The sequence below is a fragment of the Microbacterium excoecariae genome (genome assembly GCF_011326725.1).
In the GTDB taxonomy this organism is placed as follows: Bacteria; Actinomycetota; Actinomycetes; order Actinomycetales; family Microbacteriaceae; genus Microbacterium; species Microbacterium excoecariae.
In genome coordinates this window covers 1,715,600-1,741,210 of sequence record NZ_JAANCO010000001.1, presented here as the reverse complement: position 1 = coordinate 1,741,210, position 25,611 = coordinate 1,715,600, and the positions used below count along the sequence as shown (strand labels likewise).

Annotated in this window: 25 protein-coding genes; 22 read left to right on the top strand and 3 right to left on the bottom strand. The window is 71.7% G+C overall.

The genetic code is table 11. The features are described 5' to 3' along the window. The first annotated feature begins 5 nt into the window (after window positions 1-5). Both pdxS and pdxT read left to right on the top strand, forming a co-directional pair. The gene (gene pdxS, locus G8E01_RS12765) at window positions 6-899 is read left to right on the top strand and encodes a pyridoxal 5'-phosphate synthase lyase subunit PdxS (RefSeq protein ID WP_166318276.1); all 894 of its coding nucleotides are present in this window, start codon (window positions 6-8) and stop codon (window positions 897-899) included. Next, entirely contained in the window at window positions 889-1,485 is a 597-nt protein-coding gene (pdxT, locus tag G8E01_RS08090) for a pyridoxal 5'-phosphate synthase glutaminase subunit PdxT (protein ID WP_166318273.1), read from the top strand. Before pdxS ends, pdxT begins: the two co-directional genes overlap by 11 nt. Before the next feature lie 4 nt (window positions 1,486-1,489). Here the strand turns inward: pdxT and pdxY are convergent, their stop codons facing one another. Beyond that, window positions 1,490-2,341 (bottom strand): pyridoxal kinase PdxY, encoded by an 852-nt coding sequence (gene pdxY / locus G8E01_RS08085; RefSeq protein ID WP_205827251.1) that lies wholly within the window; start codon window positions 2,339-2,341, stop codon window positions 1,490-1,492. A gap of 26 nt (window positions 2,342-2,367) precedes the next feature. On the opposite strand from pdxY, the gene G8E01_RS08080 reads away from it, so the two are divergent. The 9 genes from G8E01_RS08080 (at window position 2,368) to G8E01_RS08040 (ending at window position 11,947) form a co-directional block, all read left to right on the top strand. Next, window positions 2,368-3,258: a L,D-transpeptidase gene (locus tag G8E01_RS08080; RefSeq protein WP_166318267.1), complete on the top strand. Its 891-nt coding sequence runs from the start codon at window positions 2,368-2,370 to the stop codon at window positions 3,256-3,258. 112 nt (window positions 3,259-3,370) lie between these two features. Beyond that, on the top strand, window positions 3,371-4,132 hold the full coding sequence (locus G8E01_RS08075) for a YebC/PmpR family DNA-binding transcriptional regulator (protein WP_155048710.1): 762 nt from the start codon (window positions 3,371-3,373) through the stop codon (window positions 4,130-4,132). Between the two features lie 63 nt (window positions 4,133-4,195). Then, on the top strand, window positions 4,196-4,780 hold the full coding sequence (gene ruvC / locus G8E01_RS08070) for a crossover junction endodeoxyribonuclease RuvC (RefSeq protein ID WP_166318264.1): 585 nt from the start codon (window positions 4,196-4,198) through the stop codon (window positions 4,778-4,780). A gap of 9 nt (window positions 4,781-4,789) precedes the next feature. Beyond that, window positions 4,790-5,407, top strand: a complete 618-nt coding sequence (gene ruvA / locus G8E01_RS08065; RefSeq protein ID WP_166318261.1) for a Holliday junction branch migration protein RuvA — start codon at window positions 4,790-4,792, stop codon at window positions 5,405-5,407. Then, window positions 5,400-6,428, top strand: coding sequence for a Holliday junction branch migration DNA helicase RuvB (gene ruvB, locus G8E01_RS08060; RefSeq protein ID WP_166318258.1), 1,029 nt, complete (start codon window positions 5,400-5,402; stop codon window positions 6,426-6,428). The genes ruvA and ruvB overlap by 8 nt, the downstream gene beginning before the upstream one ends. A gap of 96 nt (window positions 6,429-6,524) precedes the next feature. Beyond that, window positions 6,525-6,902: a preprotein translocase subunit YajC gene (locus G8E01_RS08055; RefSeq protein WP_166318255.1), complete on the top strand. Its 378-nt coding sequence runs from the start codon at window positions 6,525-6,527 to the stop codon at window positions 6,900-6,902. A 65-nt stretch (window positions 6,903-6,967) separates the two neighbouring features. After that, the gene (gene secD / locus G8E01_RS08050) at window positions 6,968-8,671 is read left to right on the top strand and encodes a protein translocase subunit SecD (protein ID WP_166318252.1); all 1,704 of its coding nucleotides are present in this window, start codon (window positions 6,968-6,970) and stop codon (window positions 8,669-8,671) included. Continuing rightward, complete coding sequence (gene secF, locus G8E01_RS08045; protein WP_166318249.1) at window positions 8,671-9,651, top strand: protein translocase subunit SecF; 981 nt, start codon at window positions 8,671-8,673, stop codon at window positions 9,649-9,651. The genes secD and secF overlap by 1 nt, the downstream gene beginning before the upstream one ends. 46 nt (window positions 9,652-9,697) lie before the next feature. Continuing rightward, the gene (locus G8E01_RS08040; protein WP_166318246.1) at window positions 9,698-11,947 is read left to right on the top strand and encodes a RelA/SpoT family protein; all 2,250 of its coding nucleotides are present in this window, start codon (window positions 9,698-9,700) and stop codon (window positions 11,945-11,947) included. Here G8E01_RS08040 and G8E01_RS08035 read toward each other — a convergent pair. Continuing rightward, window positions 11,934-12,488, bottom strand: coding sequence for a hypothetical protein (locus tag G8E01_RS08035; RefSeq protein ID WP_166318243.1), 555 nt, complete (start codon window positions 12,486-12,488; stop codon window positions 11,934-11,936). The two genes, G8E01_RS08040 and G8E01_RS08035, sit on opposite strands and share 14 nt — an antisense overlap. A gap of 53 nt (window positions 12,489-12,541) precedes the next feature. After that, entirely contained in the window at window positions 12,542-13,936 is a 1,395-nt protein-coding gene (locus tag G8E01_RS08030; RefSeq protein WP_166318240.1) for a DUF349 domain-containing protein, read from the bottom strand. 134 nt (window positions 13,937-14,070) lie between these two features. On the opposite strand from G8E01_RS08030, the gene G8E01_RS08025 reads away from it, so the two are divergent. The 11 genes from G8E01_RS08025 to efp all read left to right on the top strand — a co-directional run bounded on the left by G8E01_RS08025 (window position 14,071) and on the right by efp (window position 25,611). Continuing rightward, window positions 14,071-15,393, top strand: a complete 1,323-nt coding sequence (locus tag G8E01_RS08025) for a replication-associated recombination protein A (protein ID WP_166318237.1) — start codon at window positions 14,071-14,073, stop codon at window positions 15,391-15,393. Between the two features lie 145 nt (window positions 15,394-15,538). Further along, complete coding sequence (gene rpsD, locus G8E01_RS08020; RefSeq protein ID WP_155048702.1) at window positions 15,539-16,168, top strand: 30S ribosomal protein S4; 630 nt, start codon at window positions 15,539-15,541, stop codon at window positions 16,166-16,168. Window positions 16,169-16,282: 114 nt separating this feature from the next. Continuing rightward, complete coding sequence (locus G8E01_RS08015; protein WP_155048701.1) at window positions 16,283-16,462, top strand: hypothetical protein; 180 nt, start codon at window positions 16,283-16,285, stop codon at window positions 16,460-16,462. A gap of 72 nt (window positions 16,463-16,534) precedes the next feature. Next, window positions 16,535-19,195 (top strand): alanine--tRNA ligase, encoded by a 2,661-nt coding sequence (gene alaS / locus G8E01_RS08010; protein ID WP_166318234.1) that lies wholly within the window; start codon window positions 16,535-16,537, stop codon window positions 19,193-19,195. A 5-nt stretch (window positions 19,196-19,200) separates the two neighbouring features. Then, a complete protein-coding gene (ruvX, locus tag G8E01_RS08005; protein ID WP_166318231.1) occupies window positions 19,201-19,671 on the top strand; it encodes a Holliday junction resolvase RuvX in 471 nt (156 codons plus the stop codon). Window positions 19,672-19,680: 9 nt separating this feature from the next. Beyond that, window positions 19,681-21,276 (top strand): endolytic transglycosylase MltG, encoded by a 1,596-nt coding sequence (gene mltG, locus G8E01_RS08000; RefSeq protein ID WP_166318228.1) that lies wholly within the window; start codon window positions 19,681-19,683, stop codon window positions 21,274-21,276. Then, the gene (locus tag G8E01_RS07995; RefSeq protein WP_166318225.1) at window positions 21,269-22,072 is read left to right on the top strand and encodes a shikimate dehydrogenase; all 804 of its coding nucleotides are present in this window, start codon (window positions 21,269-21,271) and stop codon (window positions 22,070-22,072) included. The genes mltG and G8E01_RS07995 overlap by 8 nt, the downstream gene beginning before the upstream one ends. 43 nt (window positions 22,073-22,115) lie before the next feature. Then, the gene (gene aroC / locus G8E01_RS07990; protein ID WP_155048697.1) at window positions 22,116-23,324 is read left to right on the top strand and encodes a chorismate synthase; all 1,209 of its coding nucleotides are present in this window, start codon (window positions 22,116-22,118) and stop codon (window positions 23,322-23,324) included. Further along, window positions 23,317-23,865, top strand: coding sequence for a shikimate kinase (locus tag G8E01_RS07985; protein WP_166318222.1), 549 nt, complete (start codon window positions 23,317-23,319; stop codon window positions 23,863-23,865). Before aroC ends, G8E01_RS07985 begins: the two co-directional genes overlap by 8 nt. Next, window positions 23,862-24,983: a 3-dehydroquinate synthase gene (gene aroB / locus G8E01_RS07980; RefSeq protein ID WP_166318219.1), complete on the top strand. Its 1,122-nt coding sequence runs from the start codon at window positions 23,862-23,864 to the stop codon at window positions 24,981-24,983. Before G8E01_RS07985 ends, aroB begins: the two co-directional genes overlap by 4 nt. 64 nt (window positions 24,984-25,047) lie before the next feature. Next, the gene (gene efp / locus G8E01_RS07975) at window positions 25,048-25,611 is read left to right on the top strand and encodes an elongation factor P (RefSeq protein ID WP_155048695.1); all 564 of its coding nucleotides are present in this window, start codon (window positions 25,048-25,050) and stop codon (window positions 25,609-25,611) included.

The window sequence follows — 25,611 nt, the reverse complement described above, 5'->3', positions numbered from 1 at the left end:
GAGTCATGACAGCGACGGCGAACTCGGACACCGCGCGCGTGGGGCGCGGGCTGGCGGAGATGCTCAAGGGAGGTGTGATCATGGACGTGGTCACGGCAGAGCAGGCGCGCATCGCGGAGGATGCGGGCGCGGTCGCGGTGATGGCGCTCGAGCGCGTGCCCGCAGACATCCGCGCCCAGGGCGGCGTCGCGCGCATGAGCGACCCCGACCTCATCGACGAGATCGTCCGGGCCGTCGAGATCCCGGTGATGGCGAAGGCGCGGATCGGGCACTTCGTCGAGGCGCAGGTCCTCCAGGAGCTCGGGGTCGACTACATCGACGAGTCCGAGGTGTTGTCGCCGGCCGACTACCTCCACCACATCGACAAGCGGGCGTTTCAGGTCCCGTTCGTGTGCGGCGCGACGAACCTGGGCGAGGCCCTGCGCCGCATCACCGAGGGCGCCGCGATGATCCGGTCGAAGGGCGAGGCCGGGACGGGCGACGTGTCGGAGGCGACGCGCCACATCCGCCAGATCACGGGAGAGATCCGCGCCCTCGCGGCGAAGAGCGACGACGAGCTGTTCGTCGCGGCGAAGGAGCTGCAGGCGCCCTACGAACTCGTCGCCGAGGTCGCGCGGTCGGGTCGGCTGCCGGTCGTCCTGTTCACCGCTGGCGGCGTCGCCACGCCCGCCGACGCGGCCATGATGATGCAGCTCGGCGCCGACGGCGTGTTTGTCGGATCCGGCATCTTCAAGTCGGGCGACCCGGCCGCCCGCGCGCGCGCGATCGTGGCCGCCACCACCTACTTCGACGACCCCGGTGCGATCGCCCGTGCCTCGCGCGGACTGGGCGAGGCGATGGTCGGGATCAACGTCGCCGACGTCCCCGCGCCGCACCGGCTCGCCGAGCGTGGCTGGTAGGCCCACCGTCGGGATCCTCGCGCTGCAGGGCGACGTGCGCGAGCACGCCGCCCTGCTCGAGGACCTCGGCGCTCGCACGGTGCGGATCCGGCGGGCGGAGGAACTCGCCGAGATCGACGGGCTCGTGCTCCCGGGCGGAGAGTCGAGCACGATCGACAAGCTCGCTCGCGCGTTCGACGTGCGCGACGCCCTGGTCGATCGCCTCGCCGCCGGACTCCCCGCCTACGGCACCTGCGCCGGCCTGATCCTGCTCGCCGACCGCCTGCAGGGCGGCATCGCGGGCCAGCGGACGTTTGGAGGCCTCGACGTCGCGGTGCGCCGCAACGCCTTCGGTCGCCAGCGCGAGTCGTTCGAGGCCGAGCTCGACGTGCCGGAGCTCGGAGCTCCGCCCGTGCGCTGCGCGTTCATCCGCGCGCCCGCCATCGAGGAGATCGGGCCGCGCGCGCGCGAACTCGCCCGGCTCCCGAGCGGCGAGATCGTCGCGGCCGAGCAGGGCGTGATCCTGGGGACGGCGTTTCACCCCGAGCAGACCGGCGAGCGCCGTTTCCACGAGCGCTTTCTCGCGCTCGTGGCGCGGGCGGCCTGACGCCTCAGCGCACGCGGCGCGGCACGAACTCGAGGCGCGGCTGCGCGTAGTGCTCCTGTGCCTCGACGAGGTGCAGCTCCTTCGAACCGGCCGCGTGCGTCATCTCGAGAAGCCCGAAGACGCTTGAGGCGGTGCGCGCGAGCGCGTCGGCGGCATCGCGCGTGCGCGCGTAGTGCGAGGTGAACAGCGCCGCCGTGACGTCGCCGGATCCGTTCGCCTTCATCGGGAGGTAGGGGGTCTCGACGAGCCACGCCCCCGCGTCGTCCACCGCCAGCATTCCGATCGTGCCGTCGGGCCGGTCGGGGCGCTCCACGCTCGTGACGAGCACGGTCCCGGGGCCCATGGCGCGGGCGGCGTCCACGGAGTCCAGCGTGGAATCGATCGTGTCGGGGGTCGTGCCGGTGAGGAAGCCGAGCTCGAACTGGTTCGGCGTGATGATGTCGGCGACGGGCACGACGACGTCGCGGAGCAGGTCCGGGATCGCGGGCGCCACGAAGCAGCCCGAGCGGGCGTTGCCCATGACGGGGTCGCAGGCGTAGAGGGCGTCGGGGTTCGCCGCCTTCACGCGGCGCACCGCGTCGACGATGACGTCCGCGATCCCCTCGGATCCCTGATACCCGCTCAGCACCGCGTCGATTCCCGGGAACGCGCCGCGCTCCTCGACGCCCGTGATGACGTCGGCGACCTCCGCGGGATCCATGACGGGGCCGCGCCAGGATCCGTACCCTGTGTGGTTCGAGAACGCGACCGTGTAGACGGGAAGGACCTCGACCCCGATGCGCTGCATGGGGAACACGGCGGCGGAGTTGCCCGCGTGCCCGAAGGCCACGGCGGACTGAATCGACAGGATCTGCATGCGAACGATCATGCCATTATGTGCGTATGACGCGGCGTGGGTGGGGGCTCCTCGGCGGGATTGCGATCCTCCTCGCGGCGGCGATCGCGGTGGTCGCGGTCGCGTGGCCCGCCGCCGACGAGCCCCGCGCGTCGGCGCCCGTCGCCGCGCGGCCGACTCCCACCGCGACGCCGACGCCGTCTCCCACCCCCACCGCGCCGCCGGAGAACACCGCCGCGTACGCGCAGGGCGCGCTGCCCGCGACCGAGGTCCACGCCGTCATCCCGGCGCTCCCGGTCGACGAGGATCCGACCGCGCTCGGGACCGGGCTCGTGGCGACGGCGGGGGCCGCGGGGGCTCCCGTGTTCGCGAATCCCACGGGCGAGCCGGTCGCCTGGCTCCCCGCCGCGCAGCGCTACGGGGGCACGACGGTGCCCGTCGTGGAGCGCGCGGGGACGTGGCTCCGGGTGCTCGTCGTGGGGCGCCAGGGCGTCCCGGGCGAGGGGGATCCGTCGCAGCTGTCCGGGTGGGTCCGCGCCGCCGACGTCACGACCGCGCGCGAGGAGCGCCGCGTCGAGGTCTCGATCGCGGAGGGCACGATCGAGATCGTGCGCGGGCGCGGGGCCGACGAGGAGCGCGCGCTCATCACGACGGATTTCGCGTGGGGCACGGACGCCACCCCGACGCCCACGGGGCGCGCGTTCATCATGCTGACGGAGACGGTGTCGTTCGCCTACACGCGCGGCCACGCCATGGCCTACCTCTCGGTGCAGTCGCCGACGCTCGCCGGCTTCGGCGGGCAGCCCGTGGCGGTGACGGCGTTTCACTATCACGACGCGCACGCGGGAGCGATCTCGAACGGGTGCCTCCGGCTCGGCGCGGAGGCCATCGACGCGATCGCGGAGCTCCCCGCGGGCACCGTGGTCCACATCCGCTGAACCGCGCGGAATCGGGGCGCGGCGGGGATCCGCGTAGTATGGCACGTGGCTTTTTCACCACGCCGCGCGCGACGGCGCGCCGCGTGGCCCGCAGACACGTTCAAGGAGAGATATGTCCGGGCATTCCAAGTGGGCGACAACCAAGCACAAGAAGGCGGCGATCGACGCCAAGCGCGCGAAGTCGTGGGCGAAGCTCATCAAGAACATCGAGGTCGCGGCGCGCATGGGCGGGCCGGATGAGGCCGGAAACCCGACGCTGTTCGACGCGGTCCTGAAGGCGAAGAAGACCTCGGTTCCGAAGGACAACATCGAGCGCGCCATCAAGCGCGGCGCAGGAATCGGCGGCGAGGCCGTCGAGTACACGACGATCATGTACGAGGCCTACGGCCAGGGCGGCACGGCGATCCTCATCGAGTGCCTCACGGACAACAAGAACCGCGCCGCGGCCGAGGTGCGCACGATCGTCACGCGCAACGGCGGCAACATGGCCGACCCGGGCAGCGTGTCGTTCAACTTCGAGCGCAAGGGCGTCATCATCGTCCCGTCCGAGTCGGCCAGCGAGGACGACGTCATGCTCGCCGCGCTCGACGCGGGCGCCCAGGAGATCGAGCCGCACCCCGAAGGGTTCGAGGTCGTCACCGAGGCGAGCGACATGGTCGCCGTGCGCACGGCGCTCGTCGACGCCGGCATCGAGTACAACTCGGCGGACGCCGAGTTCGTCGCGGGGGTCAAGGTCCCGCTCGACGCGGAGACGGCTCGCAAGGTGCTCAAGCTCATCGACGCGCTCGAGGACAGCGACGACGTGCAGAACGTGTTCACGAACCTCGACCTGAGCGACGAGGTGCAGGCCGAGCTCGCCGACGACGAGGACTGACACCTCGCACGAAACGCCCCGCGGTTGCCTTCCGGCGACCGCGGGGCGTTTAGTTTGGGGAGCATGACGACGCGCGTTCTCGGAATCGATCCCGGCCTCACCCGGTGCGGGATCGGCGTCGTGGACGTCGAGCGCGATCGGCGCGCCCGGCTCGTCCACGTCGGCGTCATCCGGTCCCCGGCGGATGCGGATCCCGGGGTCCGCCTGGCGATGATCGCGGCGGGGATCCGCGTCGTCCTCGACGAGCACGCGCCCGACGTCGCGGCCGTCGAGCGGGTGTTCGCCCAGCACAACGTCGCCTCCGTCATGGGGACCGCGCAGGCCTCGGGCGTCGCGCTGATGCTCGCGGCGGAGCGCGGTCTGCCGACCGCCACCCACACGCCGAGCGAGGTCAAGGCCGCGATCACGGGGTACGGATCCGCCGACAAGGCCCAGGTGCAGCACATGGTCGCACGCGTGCTGGGACTGCCCGAGGCGCCGCAGCCGGCCGACGCCGCGGACGCCCTGGCGATCGCCCTGTGCCACGCGTGGCGGTCGGGCGCCGCCCCCGCCGCCGAGGCGTTGACCGCCACGCCCGCGCAGCGCGCGTGGGCCGCGGCGGAGAAGCGGTCGCGTGTCGCTCGAACATATGTCCGAACGCCCCGCTAGGGTGGAACGATGATCGCCTCAGTCCGCGGAATCGTGCTGTCCGCCCGCGCCGACGACGTCATCATCGAGGCCGCGGGCATCGGATACGCGGTCGCGTGTCCGCCGGACGTGGCGCGCACCGCCCGCGTCGGCGAAGAACTCCTCCTCCACACCCACCTCATCGTGCGCGAGGACGCGATGAGCCTCGTGGGCTTCGCCTCCCGGGAGGAGCTCGACGTGTTCGCGATCCTCCTCAGCGTCACGGGTGTCGGGCCCAAGTCCGCGCTCGGCGTGCTGTCCAGCCTCACGATCGACCAGATCGCCGAGGCGGTCGCCGCCGACGACGACAAGCCGTTCCGCAAGGTCAGCGGGATCGGGCCGAAGACGGCCAAGCTCATCGCCCTGCAGCTCCAGGGGCGGATCGCGCCGCCCGCGGCGCCGGCCTCGGCGGCGCGGACGCCGGTCGCGGCCGACGCGCAGGTTGTCGCGGCGCTCGTCGGCCTTGGCTGGCCTGAGCGCACGGCCGCGGAGGCCGTGGCGGGCGTCGCGGAGGGGGCGTCAGACGCCGACCGCGCCTCGGTCCCGGCGCTCTTGCGCCTGACGCTCGCCGAGCTCGGCCCGGCGCGCCAGGGGGCCGAGCGTGTCTGACGACGTCGTGTCTCCCGAACCTCTCGGCGACTCGGAGCTGGCGGTCGAGGGCGCCCTGCGCCCCCAGAGCCTCGGCGACTTCGTCGGTCAGCAGAAGGTGCGCGGTCAGCTTCAGCTCCTCCTCGATGCGGCCGGCCTCCAGGCGCGAACGCCGGACCACATCCTGCTCGCGGGCCCTCCGGGGCTCGGCAAGACGACGCTCGCCATGATCGTCGCCCACGAGTCGGGGCGTCCCTTGCGAATGTCGAGCGGACCAGCGATTCAGCACGCGGGCGACCTCGCGGCCCTGCTGTCGAGCCTCACGCCGGGGGAGGTGCTGTTCATCGACGAAATTCACCGCATGGCGCGCTCCGCGGAGGAGATGCTGTACCTCGCGATGGAGGACTTCCGTATCGACATCATGGTCGGCAAGGGCGCCGGGGCCACCTCCATTCCCCTCGACCTGGCGCCGTTCACCCTGGTCGGCGCGACAACGCGTTCGGGACTCCTGCCCAACCCGCTGCGCGACCGCTTCGGCTTTACGGCGCACCTCGAGTACTACGACGCGCACGAGCTCGAGCGCGTCGTCGACCGCTCGGCGCGCGTGCTCGGGATCGACCTGACGGCGGACGAACGCCACGAGATCGCGCGTCGCTCGCGCGGGACCCCGCGTATCGCGAACCGGCTCCTCCGGCGCGTGCGGGACTGGGCGCTCGTGCACGCGGGCGACCGCGAGCCGGGACTGGCCGGGGTCCGGGCGGCGCTTGAGCTGTACGACGTCGATGCCATCGGGCTCGACCGGCTGGATCGCGCGGTGCTGGACGCCCTCGTCCGGCGCTTCCGCGGCGGCCCTGTCGGCCTGTCCACCCTCTCGGTCACGGTCGGCGAAGAGTCGGACACCGTGGAGAGCGTCGTCGAGCCCTATCTCGTCCGCATCGGCTTCATGGCGCGCACGCCGCGCGGGCGTGTCGCGACGCCCGAGGCGTATGCGCACCTGGGCGTGCCGCACGGCGAGGATCCGCGACTTGTCGATGGCCTATAATCGTCGGGACGCGCCGGGGCTTCTCCGGCGTCTTCTCTCGTCGCGGACACGCGCCGCATACCCTTAGATCCCCCTACGAAAGGTCCACTGCGCATTATGGACATCCTTCTCCTCGTCGTCGCGGGCGCGCTTCTCATCTTCATGTTCTGGAGCTCCAGCCGCCGCCGCAAGAAGATGCAGGAGGAGGAGCACAAGCGCCAGCAGCAGCTCGTTCCGGGGGCGCCCGTGATGACCCGCTCGGGCCTGTACGGCACGCTCGTGGCCTTCGACGCCGACGACCTCACGAAGCACGCCGTGATCGAGATCGCGCCGGGCGTCAACATCGAGGTGCACGCGCAGACCGTCACGCTCGACCCGGCCACCGACGAGCCCGTGGCGGAGGACGAGCTCGACGAGGAGCCCCTCGCGCAGGACGAGATCGTCGAGCACGACGCGGCCGACGACCGCCGCGACGACGAGACCAAGCGGGACTGAGCGCCGGGGGCCCCGGGCCCCCTCGCCGGCTCCTCCCGACAACCGAACTACGAAGGCGATTCGTCGTGGCGACACCCACTCCCACGCGCCGTGCTTGGCGCGCACTCCTCGGCCTGCTCGCGGTTACCGCGGTGCTCTTCGGCGCGAACGCGCTGGGGGTGCACGTCTTTAAAGAGGGGACCTGGGTCCCCGAGCTCGCGCTCGACCTCCAGGGCGGCACGCAGATCATCATGCAGGCCGACACCGACGGCGAGACGCCCTCGGCGGAGCAGATGCAGCAGGCGGTCGAGATCATCCGGCAGCGCGTCGACGCCTCGGGTGTGGCCGAGGCCCAGGTGACCACGCAGGGGGCGGACAACATCGTCGTCCAGATCCCCGGCAACGCCTCGGAGGAGACGCGCGAGCGGATCGAGGCGAGCGCGCAGATGCAGCTGCGCCCCGTCCTCTACGCGGCCGACCCCGCCACGTCGTTCGTGGGAGAGGACGGCGAGTCGACGCCGTACCCGACGCCCGATCCGTCGCTCAACGCGACGCCGACTGTCGAGCCGACGACCGCGAGCGACACCGCCTGGGTGACGGACGCGCTGTGGGCCGAGATGCTCGCCTACGACTGCACGAGCGAGGACAACGATCCCGCCCACGCGCCGGCGGACGAGCCGCTCATCACCTGCGACACGGCGGGCGCCGCGAAGTACATCCTCGGGCCCGTCGAGCTCGACGGGAGCGCGATCGACGACGCGCAGCCCGCGCTGACGCAGAACGGCGTCTGGGCCGTCCAGATCGACTTCGACTCCGAGGGCACGAGCGTCTTCGGCGATATCAGCCAGCGGCTGTACAACCTCCAGAGCCCCCAGAACCAGTTCGCCTTCGTGCTGGACGGCGCGGTCATTTCGGCGCCCTCCATGGACGCCGTCATCACCAATGGCCAGCCGCAGATTTCGGGGACCGGCATCACCGAGGAATCCGCCAAGGTCCTCGCCGACCAGCTCCGGTTCGGCGCGCTCCCCATGAGCTTCGAGGTTGTCTCGAGCGACACGATCTCCGCGACGCTCGGTTCGCAGCAGCTCCAGATCGGCCTCATCGCCGGCCTCATCGGCCTCGCGCTGGTCGCGCTGTGGGTCGTGCTGGTCAGCTACCGTGCGCTCGGATTCGTGATCATCTCCTCGCTCGTCGTGATGGCCGTGCTCACCTACGTGCTCCTGTGCATCCTGTCGTGGCGCATCGACTACCGGCTCTCGCTGGCCGGCGTCGCGGGACTCATCGTGACGATCGGATTCACGGCCGACTCCTTCATCGTCTATTTCGAGCGGATCCGCGACGAGCTGCGCGACGGCAAGACCGCGACCGCGGCCGTCGAGGACGGCTGGCTCCGTGCCCGCCGCACGATCTTCATCTCGAAGTCGATCAACGTGCTCGCCGCCGTGGTGCTGTACATTCTCGCGGACGCGACCGTGAAGGGCTTCGCGTTCACGCTGGGCCTGACGACGCTCCTCGACATCTTCATTTTCGTCGCGTTCACGCACCCCGTGATGCAGCTCCTCGTGCGCACCCGGTTCTTCGGCGGCGGGCACCCGCTCTCGGGCCTTGACCCCGCGGCGCTCGGCGCCGTCTACCGCGGCCGCGCGCGCTTCCGCACGGCCCCCGCCACGGCGCGCTCGCAGCGCTCCCGCGGCGAGGCGGCGAAGCGCCAGACGATCGCCGAGCGCAAACTGGCGGAACAGCTCCAGGCGCAAGATACGACGACCCCGAGCGGGGAGGGTGAGAAGTAATGCGCTCCATGAATGAGCTCGGAAACGACCTCTACACCGGCAAGACCTCGATCCCGTTCGTGGGGCGGCGCCGGCTGTGGTTCCTCATCGCGATCGTCCTCGTCGTCATCTCCGCGATCGCGCCCTTTGCGCGCGGCGTCGAGTTCTCGATCGAGTTCACGGGCGGATCCCAGTTCACGATCTCCGCGCCGGATTCGACCGAACAGTCGATCGCCACGGAGACAGTCGAGGAGTTCGCGCCGGACGCCGAGTCCAGCGTGACGGTCGTCGGAGACGCGGACGTGCGCGTGCAGACGTCGTCGCTCGGGAACGACGAGACGCGCGAGCTCGCCGCCGCGCTCGCGGACGCCTACGGCGTGCCGGCCGACCAGGTCACCGACTCGTTTATCGGGCCGACGTGGGGCGCGCAGGTCACGAACCAGTCGCTGTGGGGCCTCGAGATCTTCCTGGCGCTGACGTTCCTCATCCTCGCGATCTACTTCCGCACCTGGAAGATGTCGGTGGCGGCCATCGTCGGCCTGGTCGACGTGCTCGTGGTCACGATCGGGATCTACTCGCTCGCGGGCTTCCAGATCTCGCCCTCCGCCGTCATCGGGTTCCTCACGATCCTCGCGTACTCGCTCTACGACACCACCGTCGTGTTCGACAAGATCCGCGAGAACACGCAGGACGAGATGGGCGGGCGCACCTTCGGCGACTCGGTGAACCTGGCGGTCAATCAAACGCTCATCCGCTCGATCAACACCTCCGTCGTCGCGGCGCTTCCGGTCGCCGCGATCCTGTTCATCGGCGTGTTCGGCATGGGGGCCGAGACCCTCAGCGACATCTCGCTGTCGATTTTCGTCGGAATCGTCGTCGCGACCTACTCGACGCTATTCGTCGCGGCGCCTCTGTATTCGTGGCTGCGCGAGCGCGAGCCGGAGATCGCCCAGCGCGACCGCCGGATCCGCGAGCAGGCCGATGCCGACGTGGACGCCTAGGATAGGCGCATGACGGAGGACTTCGGGCCCGGACGGGCGGTACGACGTGGCTGACACGCTCTCGACTCCGCCCTCCGGCCCGAGCCTCCGCTGGCTCGTGCCGCGCATCTTTACGCGCGCGAAGCCGCAAGCCGGCGTCCAGCGCCTCGTCGACACCGTCCGGCAGAACCACCCGCGCGGCGACCTGCAGATCGTCCACAAGGCCTACCGCGTCGCGGAGGAAAAGCACCGCGGCCAGAAGCGGCAGAGCGGCGAGCCCTACATCACGCACCCGCTCGCGGTCGCGCAGATCCTCGCCGAGCTCGGCCTCGGCCCGCGCGCCATTGCGGCCGCGCTGCTCCACGACACGGTCGAGGACACGGGCTACCCGCTCGATGAGCTCACGGCAGAGTTCGGCGACGAGGTCGCGCTGCTCGTGGACGGCGTCACGAAGCTCGACAAGGTGAAGTACGGCGAGAGCGCGCAGGCCGAGACGGTGCGCAAGATGATCGTCGCGATGTCGAAGGACGTCCGGGTCCTCGTCATCAAGCTGGCCGATCGCCTCCACAACGCCCGCACCTGGGGGTTCGTCCCGCCCGAGAAGGCGAAGAAGAAGGCCACCGAGACCCTCGAAATCTACGCGCCGCTCGCGCATCGCCTCGGTATCGCCGCGATCAAGAGCGAGCTCGAGGACCTCTCGTTCGCCGTGCTGTACCCGAAGATCTACAACGAGATCGACAGCCTCGTGAAGCAGCGCACCCCGCAGCGCGAGCAATACGTGCAGAAGGTCATCGACGAGGTCGGTCGCGACCTCGCGGAGCTGCGGATCCGGGGAACCGTGTCCGGCCGCCCCAAGCAGCTCTACTCGGTGTACCAGAAGATGGTCGTGCGCGGCCGCGAGTTCGACGACATCTACGACCTCATCGGGATCCGCACGATCGTGCAGACGGTGCGCGACTGCTACGCCGTCCTCGGCGCGATCCACGCCCGCTGGACGCCGCTGCCCGGGCGATTCAAGGACTACATCGCGACGCCGAAGTTCAACCTCTACCGCTCCCTCCACACGACCGTCATCGGCCCCGGCGGGCGCACGGTCGAGATTCAGATCCGCACCCAGGAGATGCACCAGCAGGCCGAGTACGGCGTCGCGGCGCACTGGATGTACAAGGAGCGCATGCAGGCGGCGGGTGGCAAGCCCGACGAGCGCGCCTCCGGTCAAGACATGGCGTGGATCGCGCGGCTCAGCGACTGGCAGGCCGAGACGAAGGATCCGGGCGAGTTCCTCGATTCTCTCCGGTTCGAGATCGGCGCCAAGGAGGTGTACGTCTTCACCCCGAAGGGCCGCGTCATCGGGCTCCCGACGGGGGCATCGCCCGTGGACTTCGCGTTCGCCGTGCACACCGAGATCGGCTATCGCACGATGGGCGCCAAGGTCAACGGCCGCCTCGTCCCGCTCGAGACCGAGCTGCAGTCGGGCGATGTCGTCGAGGTGTTCACGTCGAAGAACCCCGACGCGGGCCCGAGCCAGGACTGGCTCGGGTTCGTCAAGAGCACCCGCGCCCGCAACAAGATCCGCGCGTGGTTCACCAAGGAGCGCCGCGAGGAGGCGATCGAGCAGGGCAAGGAGGGCATCGCGCGCGCGATGCGCCGCCACAACCTCTCGTTCGCCCGTCTCAAGGAGGCGTTGCCCGAGGTCGCGGCCGACATGCACTACGACGACATCTCGGCGCTCTACGCCGCGGTCGGGGAGGGGCACGTCTCGACGCAGTCCGTGCTCGAGAAGGTGCAGGCGGCCCTCAGCGACGCCGAGCCGGCGTCGGGCGCGCTCGACCTGCCGCCGACCGCGAGCCAACGCCCGCGCGCGGGGGACTCCGGCGTCCTCGTGCGCGGTGCGTCCGACATTCTCGTGAAGCTCGCGAAGTGCTGCACCCCGGTGCCCGGCGACGAGATCGTGGGCTTCGTCACGCGGGGGAGCGGCGTGTCGGTCCACCGCGCGGACTGCACGAACGTCCGGGCGCTGGGCGACGAGCCGGACCGCATGATCGACGTCGAATGGGCGCCGGCCACGAAGGCCGTCTTCCTCGTCCACATCCAGGTCGAGGCGCTCGACCGCGGCGGCCTCCTGAGCGACATCACTCGCGTGCTCAGCGAGCACCACGTGAACATCCTCTCGGCGTCCGTGCAGACCACCAGGAACCGCCTCGCCCTCAGCAGGTACGTGTTCGAGATGGGCGACACGGTGCACCTCGACCGCGTGCTGAACGCCGTGCGCCGGATCGAGGGCGTGTACGACGTCTACCGCGTCACCTCGTCCTGAGCGCCCGCTCGATGTCGCCGCGGAGCCGCGCGGTGAACCGAAGGCCGCGCTTGTCGGCGAGCCACGCGAGCGTCTCTCGGGCGCCCTCGGCGCGGCTCATGCACGCGTCGAACGCTGCGCGGGCCTCGCGCTCGGCCGGATCCCCGTAGGCGCGGCGCGCGAGGTCGTACCAGGTGCGGGGATAAGACGACACGGCGATCCCGCCGAGGCGCACGACGTCCCCTTCGGGGAGCGGCCACTCGTGGACGGTCAGGTCGCCGCGCCACGTGCGCCGCGGCGTGCGCCCCTCGAGCGCCTGCGCGTGATGGCGCGGGGGTTCTCCGGGCAGGAGCCCGTGGATCCAGGCCGCGGTCACCCCGACGGCCGCGCAGCCCGACGGCAACCAGCCCTCGAGCGCACTCGCGCGCACCGCGGGCGAGACCGGAGCTCCGCGGGGCGCATACGCGTCGCGCGCGACCGGGACGAGGTCGCCGTCCAGTCGGCAGGCGCTGATCTCGGCGACCGAGAGCGCCATGCCGGGGCGAAATGCGAGAGGGGGCACGCCACGATTCTGTCGTGGCGCGCCCCCTCGCGGGAATGCCTGTGGAGAACCGGTCAGCCGCCGATGGCGCGCAGCCAGGCGGTGCGCGCGTCGATGGCCTCCTGCGCCTCCGCCGCGGCCTTCTCGTCGCCGGCGGCGCGTGCCGCGTCGCGCTCGGCCTCGAACTCGGCGAGCGACTCGCGCAGCTGCGCGCCCATGTCGTTCGCGCGCGCCTTCGTCTCGGGGTTGTTGCGCTTCCAGTCGACGTCCTCGCGGTCCTTCAGCGCGAGCTCGATGCGGCGCATGCGACCGTCCAGGTCGCGCTCCGTGTCGCGCGGGAAGATGCGCCCGACCTCGTCCCAGCGGCGCTGGATCGACGTCAGGGTCGCGCGGGCCAGCTTCAGATCGGCGACGTCGGCCACGGCCTTCGCCTCCTCCAGCAGCGCCTCGCGCTCCGCGATCCGCGGCGCCGACTCGGCCTCTTCCTCGGCGCTGCGCGACGCGCGCGCCTGGTAGAGCACGTCGCCCGCTGCCTTGAAGCGCGCCCACAGCGCGTCGTCGGCCTTGCGGCCGGCGCGGCCCGCGTTCTTCCACTCGTCGAGCAGGGCACGGTAGGCGGGGATCCCGTCCTCGCCCTGCGACTGCAGCGCCTCGGCGCGCTCGATGATGCGGGTCTTCTGGGTCTTCGCGGCCTTGTGGACCTCGTCGAGGTCCGCGAAGAACGCGCGGCGCGCGCGTTCGACGCTCGAGCGCGCGTCGCGGAAGCGCTTCCAGAGCGCCTGCGCCGTCGACTTGGGGAGGCGGGGGCCGGTCTTCTGGTGCGCCTGCCACGCGGCGAACAGCTCGCCGAGCTCCGCGGTCGCCTGCTTCCACTGGATGGTCTGCGGGTCGCGCGCCGCGAGCGCCTCGACCTTCTCGACGATGACCGTGCGCTCGGCGATCGCCGCGTCGACGAGAGCGCGCTGGCGCGCGGCCTCCTCGGCGCTCGCCTCGGCGAGCTGATCGATCATCGTCGTGAGGCGAGCCTCGAGGGCGGCGAGGTCTCCCACGGCCGCCGCGCCGACGACATCCGCGCGCAGCTGCGCGGCCTGCTGGCGCAGGTCGGCCGCGGACGCGCCGCCGGCCTGGTGGCGCTGCTCGATGGCCGCGACCTTGAACGCGAGGTCCTCGAACTTGCGCACGTAGTACTGCAGCGCCTCGTCGTGGGTGCCGTCGGGGTACTCGCCGACGGGGCGCCAGGCCTCGCCCTCGCGAACTTCCACGACGCCGTTCTCGTCGACGCGACCCCACTCGCTGGCGTTCTGCGCCTCGGGGACCACGGCCGGCACGACGGCGGGCGCATCCTCGGCGGCGATGGGGCGTACGGCCGGCTTCGGCCGCTTCGCGATCGCCGCGGGGCTCGGGACCGGTCCCGGCGTGGGCGCGGCGGGGGTGCTGTCGTTCTCGGGGGTGTGGTCGGGCGTCGACACGGGAGGCTCCTTAGCGCGGTGTCCGCGGGAAGGGGGAAAGGGACGCGCCCAGCCTAGTACGCCGGACGGCGAGCGGAAGGCCCCGCGCGCATCCGCTCTGCGCGCCCTCGCGCGCGCCGCGTAGGCTGGGGCGGATGAACTCCTCCGGCGCGCTCTTCCAGGGGCAGACCCCGCTCGCGGTGCGCATGCGCCCGAACGCGCTCTCGGAGGTCGCCGGGCAGCAGCACCTCCTCCGACCGGGCTCGCCGATCGTGCAGCTCGCGGATCCCGACGCGACCCGCGCGGGCACCGTGTCCGTCATCCTGTGGGGCCCGCCGGGGACGGGCAAGACGACGCTCGCGCAGGCGATCGCCCGATCGTCGGGCCGGCGGTTCGTCGAGCTCAGCGCGATCACCGCCGGCGTGAAGGACGTGCGCGAGGTCATGCAGCAGGCGCTCGACCAGCGCGACCTCTACGGGCAGACGACCATCCTGTTCCTCGACGAGATCCATCGCTTCACCAAGGCGCAGCAGGACGCGCTGCTGCCCGGCGTCGAGAACGGCTGGGTGATCCTCATCGCGGCCACGACGGAGAACCCCTCCTTTTCCGTCATCTCCCCGCTGCTGTCGCGCTCGCTTATGCTGACGCTGCAGCCGCTCACGGACGCCGACCTTCGCCTGCTCCTCGATCGCGCGGTGTCGGACGCGCGGGGCCTCGCGGGCGCCGTGCGGCTCGAGGACGACGCCCGCGCGGCCATCGTGCAGCTCTCCTCCGGCGACGCGCGCCGCGCGCTCACCGCGCTTGAGGCCGCGGCCGCCCTGGCCGCCACGGAGGACGGCGACGATGTCGTCGTCACGCCCGCCCACGTCGAGCAGGCCGTCGACCGGGCCCTGCTGCGATACGACCGGCAGGGCGACCAGCACTACGACGTCATCAGCGCCTTCATCAAGTCGATCCGCGGATCCGACCCGGACGCCGCCGTGCACTACCTCGCGCGGATGATCGAGGCGGGGGAGGACCCGCGATTCATCGCGCGTCGCCTCGTCGTACACGCCGCAGAGGACATCGGCATGGCGGATCCGCGCGCGCTCCAGATCGCCGTCGCGGCCGCGGACACCGTCCAGCTCATCGGGATGCCCGAGGCGCGGATCCCCCTCGCCGAGGCGACGATCTACCTCGCGACGGCGCCCAAGTCGCCCGCGGTGATTCGCGCGATCGACGCCGCGCTCGCGGACGTGCGCGCTGGCCGCATGGGCCCCGTTCCGATCCACCTCCGAGACGCGCACTACGCCGGCGCGAAGCGCCTCGGCCACGGCAAGGGCTATCGCTACCCGCACGACGACGAGCGGGGCGTCGTGACCCAGCAGTACCTCCCCGACGCCCTGCGGGGGACGCGGTACTACACGCCCACGGCGCACGGCAACGAGCGCGCCGTGTCCGAGGCCATCGAGCGCCTCCGCCGAATCGTCGGCGACTGACGGATTCTGGTAGGATTGCGGGGCTCGAAGTCCGAGCACATCCCCTTCACGTTTCCAGCGGGCAGTCCGGCGTACGCCCGCGCGCGGAAGAAGGCGGAATGTACGCCCGTGACGCCGCGATACCGCGGCACGTGAAAGGAACACCATGGTCACCAAGGCACAGGACCGCCGCAAGGTCCGCCTGTCCCGCGCGCTCGGCGTGGCGCTGACGCCCAAGGCGGCGCGTTACCTCGAGAAGCGTCCGTACGGCCCCGGCCAGCACGGTCGCACGAAGCGCAAGGCCGACAGCGACTACGCCGTCCGTCTCCGCGAGAAGCAGCGTCTGCGCGAGCAGTACGGCATCCGCGAGAAGCAGCTGCGCATCGCGTTCAACGAGGCCAACCGCACCGACGGCCTCACGGGTGAGAACCTCGTCGAGCTGCTCGAGATGCGTCTCGACGCGCTCGTGCTGCGCTCGGGCTTCGCCCGCACGACGGCCCAGGCGCGCCAGTTCGTCGTCCACCGCCACATCCTCGTCGACGGCAAGATCGTTGACCGCCCGTCCTTCCGCGTGAAGCCGGGCCAGACGATCGAGGTCAAGGCGAAGAGCGAGGGCATCGAGCCGTTCCAGGTGGCGGCCGCCGGCGGTCACGCCGAGGTCCTGCCCGCCGTTCCGGGCTACCTCGAGGTCCAGCTCGACAAGCTCCAGGCCAAGCTCGTCGCGCGCCCCAAGCGCGCCGAGGTGCCCGTCCAGTGTGACGTGCAGCTCGTCGTCGAGTACTACGCCGCCCGCTAATCGGCGCACCCGGGAGGGCGCCGCGGACCTCGTGTCCGCGGCGCCCTTCGCGTTCCCGCCGCACGGAGCACCTAGGATAAAAAGACCGCCCGCTCGCGACCTGATGGAGATGACATGAAGAACGTGCTGTGGTTCCTGCTCGGCATCGTGGGCGGCTTCGTCGCCGCGCACTTCATGAACAAGGACCCGCGCGGGAACGAGCTGCTCGCCTCGATCGACGCTCGCATCAGCGGCTTCACCGACACGCTGGCGCAGGCGTACCACGCGGAAGTCGCGCGCGAGTCCGCGCACTGACCCTCCCGCTATTTCGACCTCTCGCGCGCCAGCGGGCGCGCGCACGCATCACCCAAGGAACAGCCTCCCCCCATGAAGACCGCGGACATCGCGCAGCGCTACCTCGACTACTTCGCGAAGAACGACCACACGATCGTTCCTTCCGCATCGCTCGTGAGCGACGACCCGTCGATCCTGTTCACGATCGCCGGCATGGTGCCGTTCATCCCGCACTTCACGGGTGTCGTGCCGGCCCCGCACCCCCGGATCGCGGACGTCCAGAAGTGCATTCGCACGAACGACATCGAAGAGGTCGGCAAGACCGCGCGCCACGGCACGTTCTTCCAGATGATGGGGAACTGGTCGTTCGGGGACTACTTCAAGGAGGGCGCGATCACCCACGCCTGGGCGCTGCTCACCACGCCCGAGAGCGAGGGCGGCCTCGGGTTCTCGCCCGATGACCTCTGGGTCACGGTCTACGAGACGGACGACGAGGCGGCCGAGATCTGGCAGCGCGTCGCGGGCCTGCCCGCCGAGCGGATCCAGCGGATGGGGCGCGAGGACAACTACTGGCACACGGGACAGCCGGGGCCGGGCGGCCCCTGCTCGGAGATCTACTACGACCGCGGTCCCGCCTACGGGCCCGATGGCGGCCCGGCGGTCGACGACTCCCGGTTCCTCGAGATCTGGAACCTCGTGTTCATGCAGGACCAGATCGACAACGTGCGGTCGAAGGTCGACTTCGACATCGTGGGGCAGCTGCCGAACAAGAACATCGACACCGGCATGGGCCTCGAGCGCGTGGCCTTCATCAAGCAGGGCGTCGAGAACATGTACGAGACCGATCAGGTGCGCCCCGTGCTCGATGTCGCCAGCCGGCTGAGCGGCCGCGCCTACGGTGATGACCACGAGGACGACGTCCGGTTCCGGATCGTGGCCGATCACGTGCGGTCCGCGCTCATGCTCCTCAGCGACGGCGTGACGCCCTCCAACGAGGGACGCGGCTACATCCTGCGGCGCCTCATGCGGCGCGCGATCCGCTCCATGCGCCTGCTTGGCGTGGAGGGCGCGACGTTCCCCGAGCTGTTCGTCGCGTCGCGGGACGTCATGAAGGACACCTACCCGGTGCTCGTGACCGACTGGGAGCGCATCTCCGCCTACGCCTTCGCCGAGGAGGAGACGTTCCTGCGCACGCTGTCGTCGGGATCCGCGATTCTCGACGAGGCCGTGGCCGAGGCGCGCCGCGAGGGGCGCTCCTCGCTCGAGGGCGACCGCGCGTTCCTGCTGCACGACACGTACGGCTTCCCCATCGATCTCACGCTCGAGATAGCCGAGGAGGCGGGCCTCGGGGTGGATCGCGCCGCCTTCGACACCCTGATGACCGCGCAGCGCCAGCGCGCCCGGGAGGATGCGCGCAGTCGAAAGAGCCGGATCGCCGACGTCGGCGTGTACAGCGAGTTCCGCGCGCTCGGCGAGACGGGCTTCACGGGCTACGACGACCTCGTCACCGAATCGCGCGTCCTCGGCCTCCTGGTCGACGGCGCTCCGGCGCAGCGCGCGACGACCGGGCAGATCGCGGAGGTCATCCTCGCCGAGACCGCGCTCTACGCCGAATCCGGCGGACAGGTCGCCGACAAGGGCACGATCGTCGGCAGCGGCTTCGAGCTGGACGTGCTCGACGTGCAGCGCCCCGTTCCCGGCCTCGTGAGCCACACGGTCGAGGTCACGACGGGCGAGGTGGGCGTCGGCGACGCCGCGACGACGGTCGTCGACGAGGCCAACCGCCGCCGCGCGCAGCAGGCGCACTCCGCGACGCACCTCGTGCACGCCGCGCTGCGCGACACGCTCGGCTCAGGGGCGACGCAGGCAGGCTCGCTCAACCGCGCGGGCTACCTGCGATTCGACTTCACCTGGGGCCAGGCGCTGTCCGCCGAGACCCGCACCGAGATCGAGGAGATCGCCAACACGGCCGTGCGCGACGGGCTCGAGGTCACGACCCGCGTGATGTCCCTCGACGACGCGAAGGCCGCGGGGGCGATGGCGCTGTTCGGGGAGAAGTACGGGAGCCAGGTGCGCATGGTCGACATCGGCGGACCGTGGTCGCGCGAGCTGTGTGGCGGCACGCACGTGAAGACCTCCTCCGAGATCGGCCTCATCTCGCTGACCGGCGAGTCGTCCGTGGGTGCGTCGAACCGCCGCGTCGAGGCGCTTGTGGGCCAGGACGCGTTCCGCGAGCTCACGGCGGAGCGAGCCCTGGTCAGCGAACTGTCCGCGTCGCTGAAGACGCCGCGCGACCAGCTGGCCCAGCGCATCGCGGAGCTCTCGCAGAACCTCCGCGCCGCGGAGAAGCGGATCGCGCAGTTCGAGGCCCAGAAGCTCCAGGAGCGCGTTCCCGAGATCGCGGGGCGCGCGGCGCCCGCCGGACGCCTGACCCTCGTCGCCGAGTCCGTGGGGTCCGTGGGGTCCGCGGACGACGTCCGCTCGCTCGTCCAGCAGGTGCGCGAGCGCCTGGGCGCGGCCGGCGCCGTCGTCGCGCTCGCGGGGGAGGCCGGCGGTCGCCCCGTCGTCGTCGTGGCCGCGAACGAGGCCGCCCGCGCAACCGGCGCGAAGGCCGGGGACCTCGTGCGCCTCGCGTCGGCCGCGCTCGGCGGCGGCGGCGGCGGGAAGCCCGACCTCGCGCAGGGCGGCGGCACCGACGCGGCGGCGATCCCGGCGGCCCTCGACGCCGTGCGCGGCGCGGTCGCGGGCCTCTGAGGCTCGTGAGCGCGTTTCGGCGCGGCGTGCGCCTCGCGGTCGACGTGGGGCGCGCGCGCGTCGGTGTCGCCCGCTGCGACCCCGACGGCATGCTCGCGGTTCCCGTCGAAACGGTGGCGCGGGACGACCGTTCGGTCGCGCGGCTCGCCGAGCTCGCGGGCGAGCACGGCCCGATCGAGATCGTGGTGGGGCTCCCGCTCAACATGCGCGGTGAGGACACGCCATCGACCCAGGACGCGCGCGCCTTCGCGGCGGAGCTCGGCGCGGCCCTGCCCGAGACGCCGATTCGCCTCGTCGACGAGCGTCTCAGCACCGTCAGCGCGCACACCGCGCTGCGCCAGTCCGGTCGCTCTCAGAAGAAATCTCGTAGCATTGTCGACCAGGTTGCGGCGGTGGTCTTCCTGCAGCACGCGATCGACACCGAAAAGCGCCTGGGCACCGCGCCCGGCGAGATACTCGCGCCCGGCGAGGAGTAACAGGCCCGAATGAGCGAATCCGAACCCCGTCCCGACGCGTCCCTGACCCGGCGCGAACTGCGCGCGCGCCGGCTTCGCGAGTCCGGTGACGCCCCGCGCGCGGACACGGAGGCGCCCGGGGCGGGATCCGTGCCCGAGGCATCCGCGACAGATTCGGAGGCACCGGCGACGGGCCCCGCGGAAGCTCCCGGGCCGTTCGTCACGGCCGCGTTGAACGTCGAGGCGGCGCGTCGTCGCCTGCCCGCCGCGGAACCGACTGACGCCTCGGGCCCGCAGCCCAGCCGCGTCGCGTCCGCTCGCCCCGCGCCCTCCGCGCGGCCGGCTTCGGATGCGCCCGCGCCCGCCGCGGGCGCCCGGGAGCCGGCCGCGGCGTCGGCCCCGGCGGGCGAGACGCACCCCGGCGGGGCGCACGACGGCGACGCGCCCCACGACGAGCACGACGGCATCGGGTCGCTCTTCGGACCCGACCACGACGAGGCGCGCGTGCGCGAGGCGAAGGGGCGTCGGCGTCGCCGCGGCGGCTGCTTCGTGGCGCTCGCGGTCGTCCTCGGCCTCCTCGCCGCCGTCGTGGGCGGCGGGTGGTGGGCGCTGTCCACCTTCGCGGACAGCGAGATCGGTCAGCGCGTGCAGCAGGTGCTGGGCATCAACCAGGAGCCGGCCGAGTACGAGTCGGGGATCGCCACCGGCAGCGCGGAGATCCAGATCGTCGCGGGCGACACGGGCTGGGAGATCTCCCAAAAGCTCCACGAGGCGGGCGTCACGCTGACGGAGTCCGCGTTCTACGACATGCTCGTGGGGGCACAGCTCAACCCGGAGTTCCTGCCCGGCGTGTATCAGCTGCAGCAGCAGATGACCTCCGCCGCGGCGCTGACCGCACTCGAGGATCCGGAGAACCGCATCGATAACGCGGTCCTCGTCACGGAGGGCTCCTTCGCGCGCGACGCGCTCGAGACGATCTCGGAGGTCACGGAGATCCCGCTCGAGGAGCTCGAGAACGCGGCGGCCGATTACGCGGCGTTCGGCGTGCCCGAGGAGGCGCCGTCCATCGAGGGCTTCCTGTTCCCGGCGACGTATACCTTCGACCCCGACGCGACCGCGGAGGAGGTCATCCAGACCCTCGTGGACGAGATGTTCGACCGCCTCGACGCGCTCGGCGTCGCCGAGGACGACCGCCTCGAGGTGCTGACGATGGCCGCGCTCGTGCAGCGCGAGGCCGGCGGAGAGGACGACATGCCGAAGATCGCGCGCGTGTTCTTCAACCGCATCGACGAGGGCATGCTCCTGCAGTCGGACGCCACCGTCGCCTACGGGGCCGACAGCACGCACACCGTCTGGACCACGGACGAGCAGCGCGCCGACGCCTCGAACCCCTACAACACCTACGTCCACGAGGGGCTGCCCGTCGGCCCGATCGGGCTCCCGGGCGAGGCGGCCATCCGCGCCGCCATCGATCCGGCCGACGGAAACTGGCTCTACTTCGTTCCCGTGAACCTCTCTACCGGCGAGACGGTGTTCTCCGCCACGCTCGAGGAGCACGAGGCCGCCACGGCTCGGCTCCAGGAGTGGTGCCAGGCGAGCGACGAGAACGCGGCCTACTGTGAGTGACGTCGCGCTCGAGGTGTGGGGGAGCCCCATCTCCCACAGCCGCTCGCCCGAGCTGCACGGCGCGGCCTACGCCGCGCTCGGCCTGGATTGGTCCTTCTCGCGCCGGGAGGTCACGCCGGCGACCTTCGCCGACGAGCTGCGCGGATCCGCCTGCCGCGGTCTCGCGCTGACCTACCCGCTCAAGGACGCCGCCTACGCCGCCGCCAGCTGGCGGGATCCGCGCGCGCGGGCGACGGGGGTCGCAAACACCCTGCTCCTGACCGGAGAGACGCCCCGGGCATTCAACACCGACGTCGCTGGGCTCGCGGCCGCCATCCGCGAGACGGGCGCCGATGTGTCGGCCGTCCGCATCGTCGGCGCCGGCGCCACCGCGACATCGGCGCTGGCGGCGGCGGAGGAGCTGGGCGCCGAGCGGATCGAGGTCGCGGCGCGGCGACCCGAGCGGGCCCGGGCGGTCGTGGACAGGGCCACAGAGCGGCACGCGCGCGCGGCGTCCCTCGCGGACGCGACCGCGCCCGTGACGCTGACGATCTCGACCCTTCCGGGCGGCACGGCCCTCGCGCCCGACGTCACCGCGCGCCTCGCCGCCTCCGGCGGCACCCTGTACGACGTCGCCTACAGCCCCTGGCCGACGCCGCTCGCGGGCGCCGCCTGGGAGGCGGCCCACCACGGCCTCGGGATGCTCCTGCATCAGGCCGTGGCCCAGGTGCGCATCTTCGTCACTGGCGACCCGGACGCCCCGCTTCCGAACGAGGCGGGCGTCGTCGCCGCGATGCGCGCCGCGCTGGCGGGGTAGCGCCGGTTCGGCGTCGCGGCCGGTGTGGCCGTAGGCTGGGGGCATGCTCCGTGTGCTCACGGCCGGCGAATCGCACGGCCCCGAACTCGTCGCCATTGTCGAGGGCCTCCCCTCGGGCGTTCCCGTCTCCCCGCAGGACATCCAGGACGACCTGCAGCGCCGCAAGCTCGGCTACGGCCGCGGTTCGCGCATGAAGTTCGAACAGGACGAGCTCACCATCTCGAGCGGTGTCGTCCACGGCTACACGCTGGGCAGCCCGATCGCCCTGCGCGTCGGCAACACGGAATGGCCGAAGTGGACCGAGGTGATGAGCCCCGAGCCCGTGGAGCTCAGCGACCGCTCCCGCGGGCGCGGCGCGCCGCTGACGCGTCCGCGGCCCGGTCACGCGGACCTCGTCGGGATGCAGAAGTACGCCTTTGACGAGGCGCGTCCGATCCTCGAGCGCGCGAGCGCCCGCGAGACCGCGGCGCGCGTCGCGCTCGGTGCCGTCGCCCGCAAGTTCCTCGGCGAGCTGGGGATCCGCCTCGTCAGTCACACGCTGTCGATCGGGCCCGTGCGCGCCCCCGAGGACGCGCCCGTGCCGACGCCGGACGACGTCGCGGCGCTCGACGCGGATCCGCTGCGCTGCCTCGACGCCGCCACGAGCGAGCGCATGGTCGCGGAGATCGACGACGCGCGCAAGGCCGGTGACACGCTCGGCGGCATCGTCGAGGTGCTCGCGTACGGGCTCCCGCCCGGGCTCGGCTCGCACGTGCAGTGGGACCGCCGCCTCGACGCCAAGCTCGCGCAGGCGCTCATGAGCATCCAGGCCATCAAGGGTGTCGAGGTCGGCGACGGCTTCGAGACGACCCGGCGCCGCGGATCGGCCGCTCACGACGCGCTGTACCCCTCGGACGAGGGCGTGGCACGCGGCAGCGACCGCGCGGGCGGCACCGAGGGCGGGATGTCCACGGGCACGGTGTTGCGGGTGCGCGCGGGGATGAAGCCCATCGCCACCGTGCCGCGCGCGCTCGACACGATCGACACGTCGTCGGGGGAGACCGCCCAGGCGCACCACCAGCGCTCCGACGTCTGCGCCGTCCCGGCCGCGGGCGTCGTGGCCGAGGCCATGGTCGCGCTCACGCTCGCGGACGTCGTGCTGGAGAAGTTCGGCGGCGACTCGGTCGCGGAGACGCGCCGCAACCTCGAGGGCTACCTCGCGGCCATCCCCGACACGCTGCGAACGGCGCCCCACTCGATCCCGCATGAGTGAACGCCCCGCCGTCGTCCTGATCGGGCCGATGGGGGCGGGCAAGTCCAGCATCGGCCGGCGCATCGCCAAGCGCCTCGGCCTGCCGTTCACCGACACCGACGCCATGGTGGTGCGCGAGTACGGCCCCATCGCCGACCTGTTCGCGACGCGCGGGGAGGCCACGTTCCGCGCGATCGAGGCCGACGCTGTGCGGCGCGCCCTCGCGGGCGGCGGGGTCGTCGCGCTCGGCGGCGGCGCCGTGCTCGCGCCCGAGACGCGCTCCGCGCTCGGCGACCACCTGGTCATCCACCTGACCGTCGACGAGAGGACCGTCGCGTCGCGGATCCGCGGAGCCAAGCGCCCGCTTCTGAACGCGGGGGATCCGCTCGCCGAGTGGCGCCGGATCGCGGCCGAGCGCGCCCCCGTGTACGCCGCGCTCGCGCACGTCACGTACGACACGTCCCAGGGTCCGCTCCGGGACGTCGTCGAGCGCGCCGCCGAGTGGGCCGCGCCCCGCCTTCACCCTGCCGAAGAATCTCCCGAAAGCGAGCACCTCCCGTGAGCGACCGCACCGTCATCTCCGTCGCCGGCACGCCGGGCTACGACGTCGTCGTGGGCCGAGGCGTCCGCCACCAGCTACGCGAGGCGCTGCCCCCGGCCGCGCGCAAGGTCCTCATCGTGCACCAGCCCACCCTGGGCGCGATCGTGAACGATCTGCGGGAGGAGCTCCTCGCCGACGGCTCGCTCGAGGTGCTCCTCGCCGAGATCCCCGACGCGGAATCGGCGAAGCGCGTGGAGGTCGCCGCGTTCCTCTGGCAGATCCTCGGCCAGGCCGACTTCACCCGCACGGACGCGATCGTCGGCTTCGGCGGCGGAGCCGCGACCGACCTCGCCGGCTTCGCGGCCGCGACCTGGCTCCGCGGGGTCGAGGTCGTGCAGATGCCCTCCACGGTGCTCGGCATGGTCGACGCCGCCGTCGGCGGCAAGACCGGCATCAACACCGCCGAGGGCAAGAACCTCGTGGGCGCCTTCTGGTCGCCCCGGGCCGTCCTCTGTGATCTCGATCTGCTCGACCCGCTCCCGCGCAACGAGCTCGTCGCGGGGTACGCCGAGGTCGTGAAGGCAGGATTCATTCGCTTCCCCGAGATCCTCGAAATCATCGAGGCCGACCCGGAGCGCGCGGTGGACCCGTCGACGCCCGAGTTCCGCCGCACGGTCGAGCTCGCCATCCGGATGAAGGCCGACGTCGTGGGGGAGGACTTCCGCGAGGCCGGCCTGCGCGAGACGCTCAACTACGGCCACACGCTCGGGCACGCCATCGAGCACGCGGAGCGGTACCAGTGGCGCCACGGCGCCGCGGTGTCCATCGGGATGATGTTCGCGGCCGAGCTGTCGCGCCTCGCGGGGCGTCTCGGCGACGACGCCGTCGAGCGCCACCGCGCGATCCTCACCTCGCTCGGGTTGCCGACGAGCTACCGCGCCGGCGCGTGGAGCCAGCTCCTGGCCACGATGCAGCGCGACAAGAAGGCGCGCGCGGGCCAGCTACGCTTCATCGTGCTCGACGAGATCGGCAAGCCCACCGTGCTGCAGGCACCCGACCAGTCGCTGCTGTTCGCCGCATACCAGGAGATCGCCGAGGAACAGGCGCCCGGCGGCGTGATCCGAGTCGGCGCGCGATAGACTCGTGGATTGCGGCCCTCGCGGCCTCGCACACGTCATCACAACGAAACGGAACACCCCTCCCATGGCATCGACCGCAGACATCCGCAATGGCGTCGTCCTCTCGATCGACGGACAGCTTTGGAACGTCGTGGAGTTCCAGCACGTCAAGCCCGGCAAGGGCGGGGCGTTCGTCCGCACCAAGCTGAAGAACGTCATCTCGGGCAAGGTCGTCGACAAGACGTTCAACGCGGGCGCCAAGGTGGACATCCAGAACGTCGACCGCAGCGACTACCAGTACCTGTACAACGACGGCGACAACTTCGTGTTCATGGACGTGTCGGACTACGACCAGATCAACGTCTCCGCGGCGGTCGTCGGCGACGCCTCGCGTTTCCTGCTCGAGAACATGAGCGTGACGATCGCCATGCACGACGGGCTCCCGCTGTACATCGAGATGCCCGCGTCGGTCGTGCTCGAGATCACCTACACCGAGCCGGGCCTGCAGGGCGACCGCTCGAACGCCGGCACGAAGCCGGCCACGGTCGAGACCGGCGCCGAGATCCAGGTGCCGCTGTTCGTCGGCGAGGGCACCAAGGTCAAGGTCGACACGCGCACGGGCGACTACCTCGGTCGCGTCAACGACTGA

What these genes read in the sequence shown, in the direction of transcription:
- secF (WP_166318249.1), top strand. Translation starts at nt 8,671, where the DNA reads ATGCGCTCCATGAATGAGCTCGGAAACGACCTCTACACCGGCAAGACC.
- alaS (WP_166318234.1), top strand. Translation starts at nt 16,535, where the DNA reads ATGAAGACCGCGGACATCGCGCAGCGCTACCTCGACTACTTCGCGAAG.
- G8E01_RS08075 (WP_155048710.1), top strand. Translation starts at nt 3,371, where the DNA reads ATGTCCGGGCATTCCAAGTGGGCGACAACCAAGCACAAGAAGGCGGCG.
- G8E01_RS08025 (WP_166318237.1), top strand. Translation starts at nt 14,071, where the DNA reads ATGAACTCCTCCGGCGCGCTCTTCCAGGGGCAGACCCCGCTCGCGGTG.
- ruvA (WP_166318261.1), top strand. Translation starts at nt 4,790, where the DNA reads ATGATCGCCTCAGTCCGCGGAATCGTGCTGTCCGCCCGCGCCGACGAC.
- aroC (WP_155048697.1), top strand. Translation starts at nt 22,116, where the DNA reads ATGCTCCGTGTGCTCACGGCCGGCGAATCGCACGGCCCCGAACTCGTC.
- G8E01_RS08015 (WP_155048701.1), top strand. Translation starts at nt 16,283, where the DNA reads ATGAAGAACGTGCTGTGGTTCCTGCTCGGCATCGTGGGCGGCTTCGTC.
- G8E01_RS08080 (WP_166318267.1), top strand. Translation starts at nt 2,368, where the DNA reads ATGACGCGGCGTGGGTGGGGGCTCCTCGGCGGGATTGCGATCCTCCTC.
- G8E01_RS08055 (WP_166318255.1), top strand. Translation starts at nt 6,525, where the DNA reads ATGGACATCCTTCTCCTCGTCGTCGCGGGCGCGCTTCTCATCTTCATG.
- efp (WP_155048695.1), top strand. Translation starts at nt 25,048, where the DNA reads ATGGCATCGACCGCAGACATCCGCAATGGCGTCGTCCTCTCGATCGAC.
- G8E01_RS07985 (WP_166318222.1), top strand. Translation starts at nt 23,317, where the DNA reads ATGAGTGAACGCCCCGCCGTCGTCCTGATCGGGCCGATGGGGGCGGGC.
- mltG (WP_166318228.1), top strand. Translation starts at nt 19,681, where the DNA reads ATGAGCGAATCCGAACCCCGTCCCGACGCGTCCCTGACCCGGCGCGAA.
- ruvC (WP_166318264.1), top strand. Translation starts at nt 4,196, where the DNA reads ATGACGACGCGCGTTCTCGGAATCGATCCCGGCCTCACCCGGTGCGGG.
- pdxS (WP_166318276.1), top strand. Translation starts at nt 6, where the DNA reads ATGACAGCGACGGCGAACTCGGACACCGCGCGCGTGGGGCGCGGGCTG.
- pdxY (WP_205827251.1), bottom strand. Translation starts at nt 2,341, where the DNA reads ATGCAGATCCTGTCGATTCAGTCCGCCGTGGCCTTCGGGCACGCGGGC.
- rpsD (WP_155048702.1), top strand. Translation starts at nt 15,539, where the DNA reads ATGGTCACCAAGGCACAGGACCGCCGCAAGGTCCGCCTGTCCCGCGCG.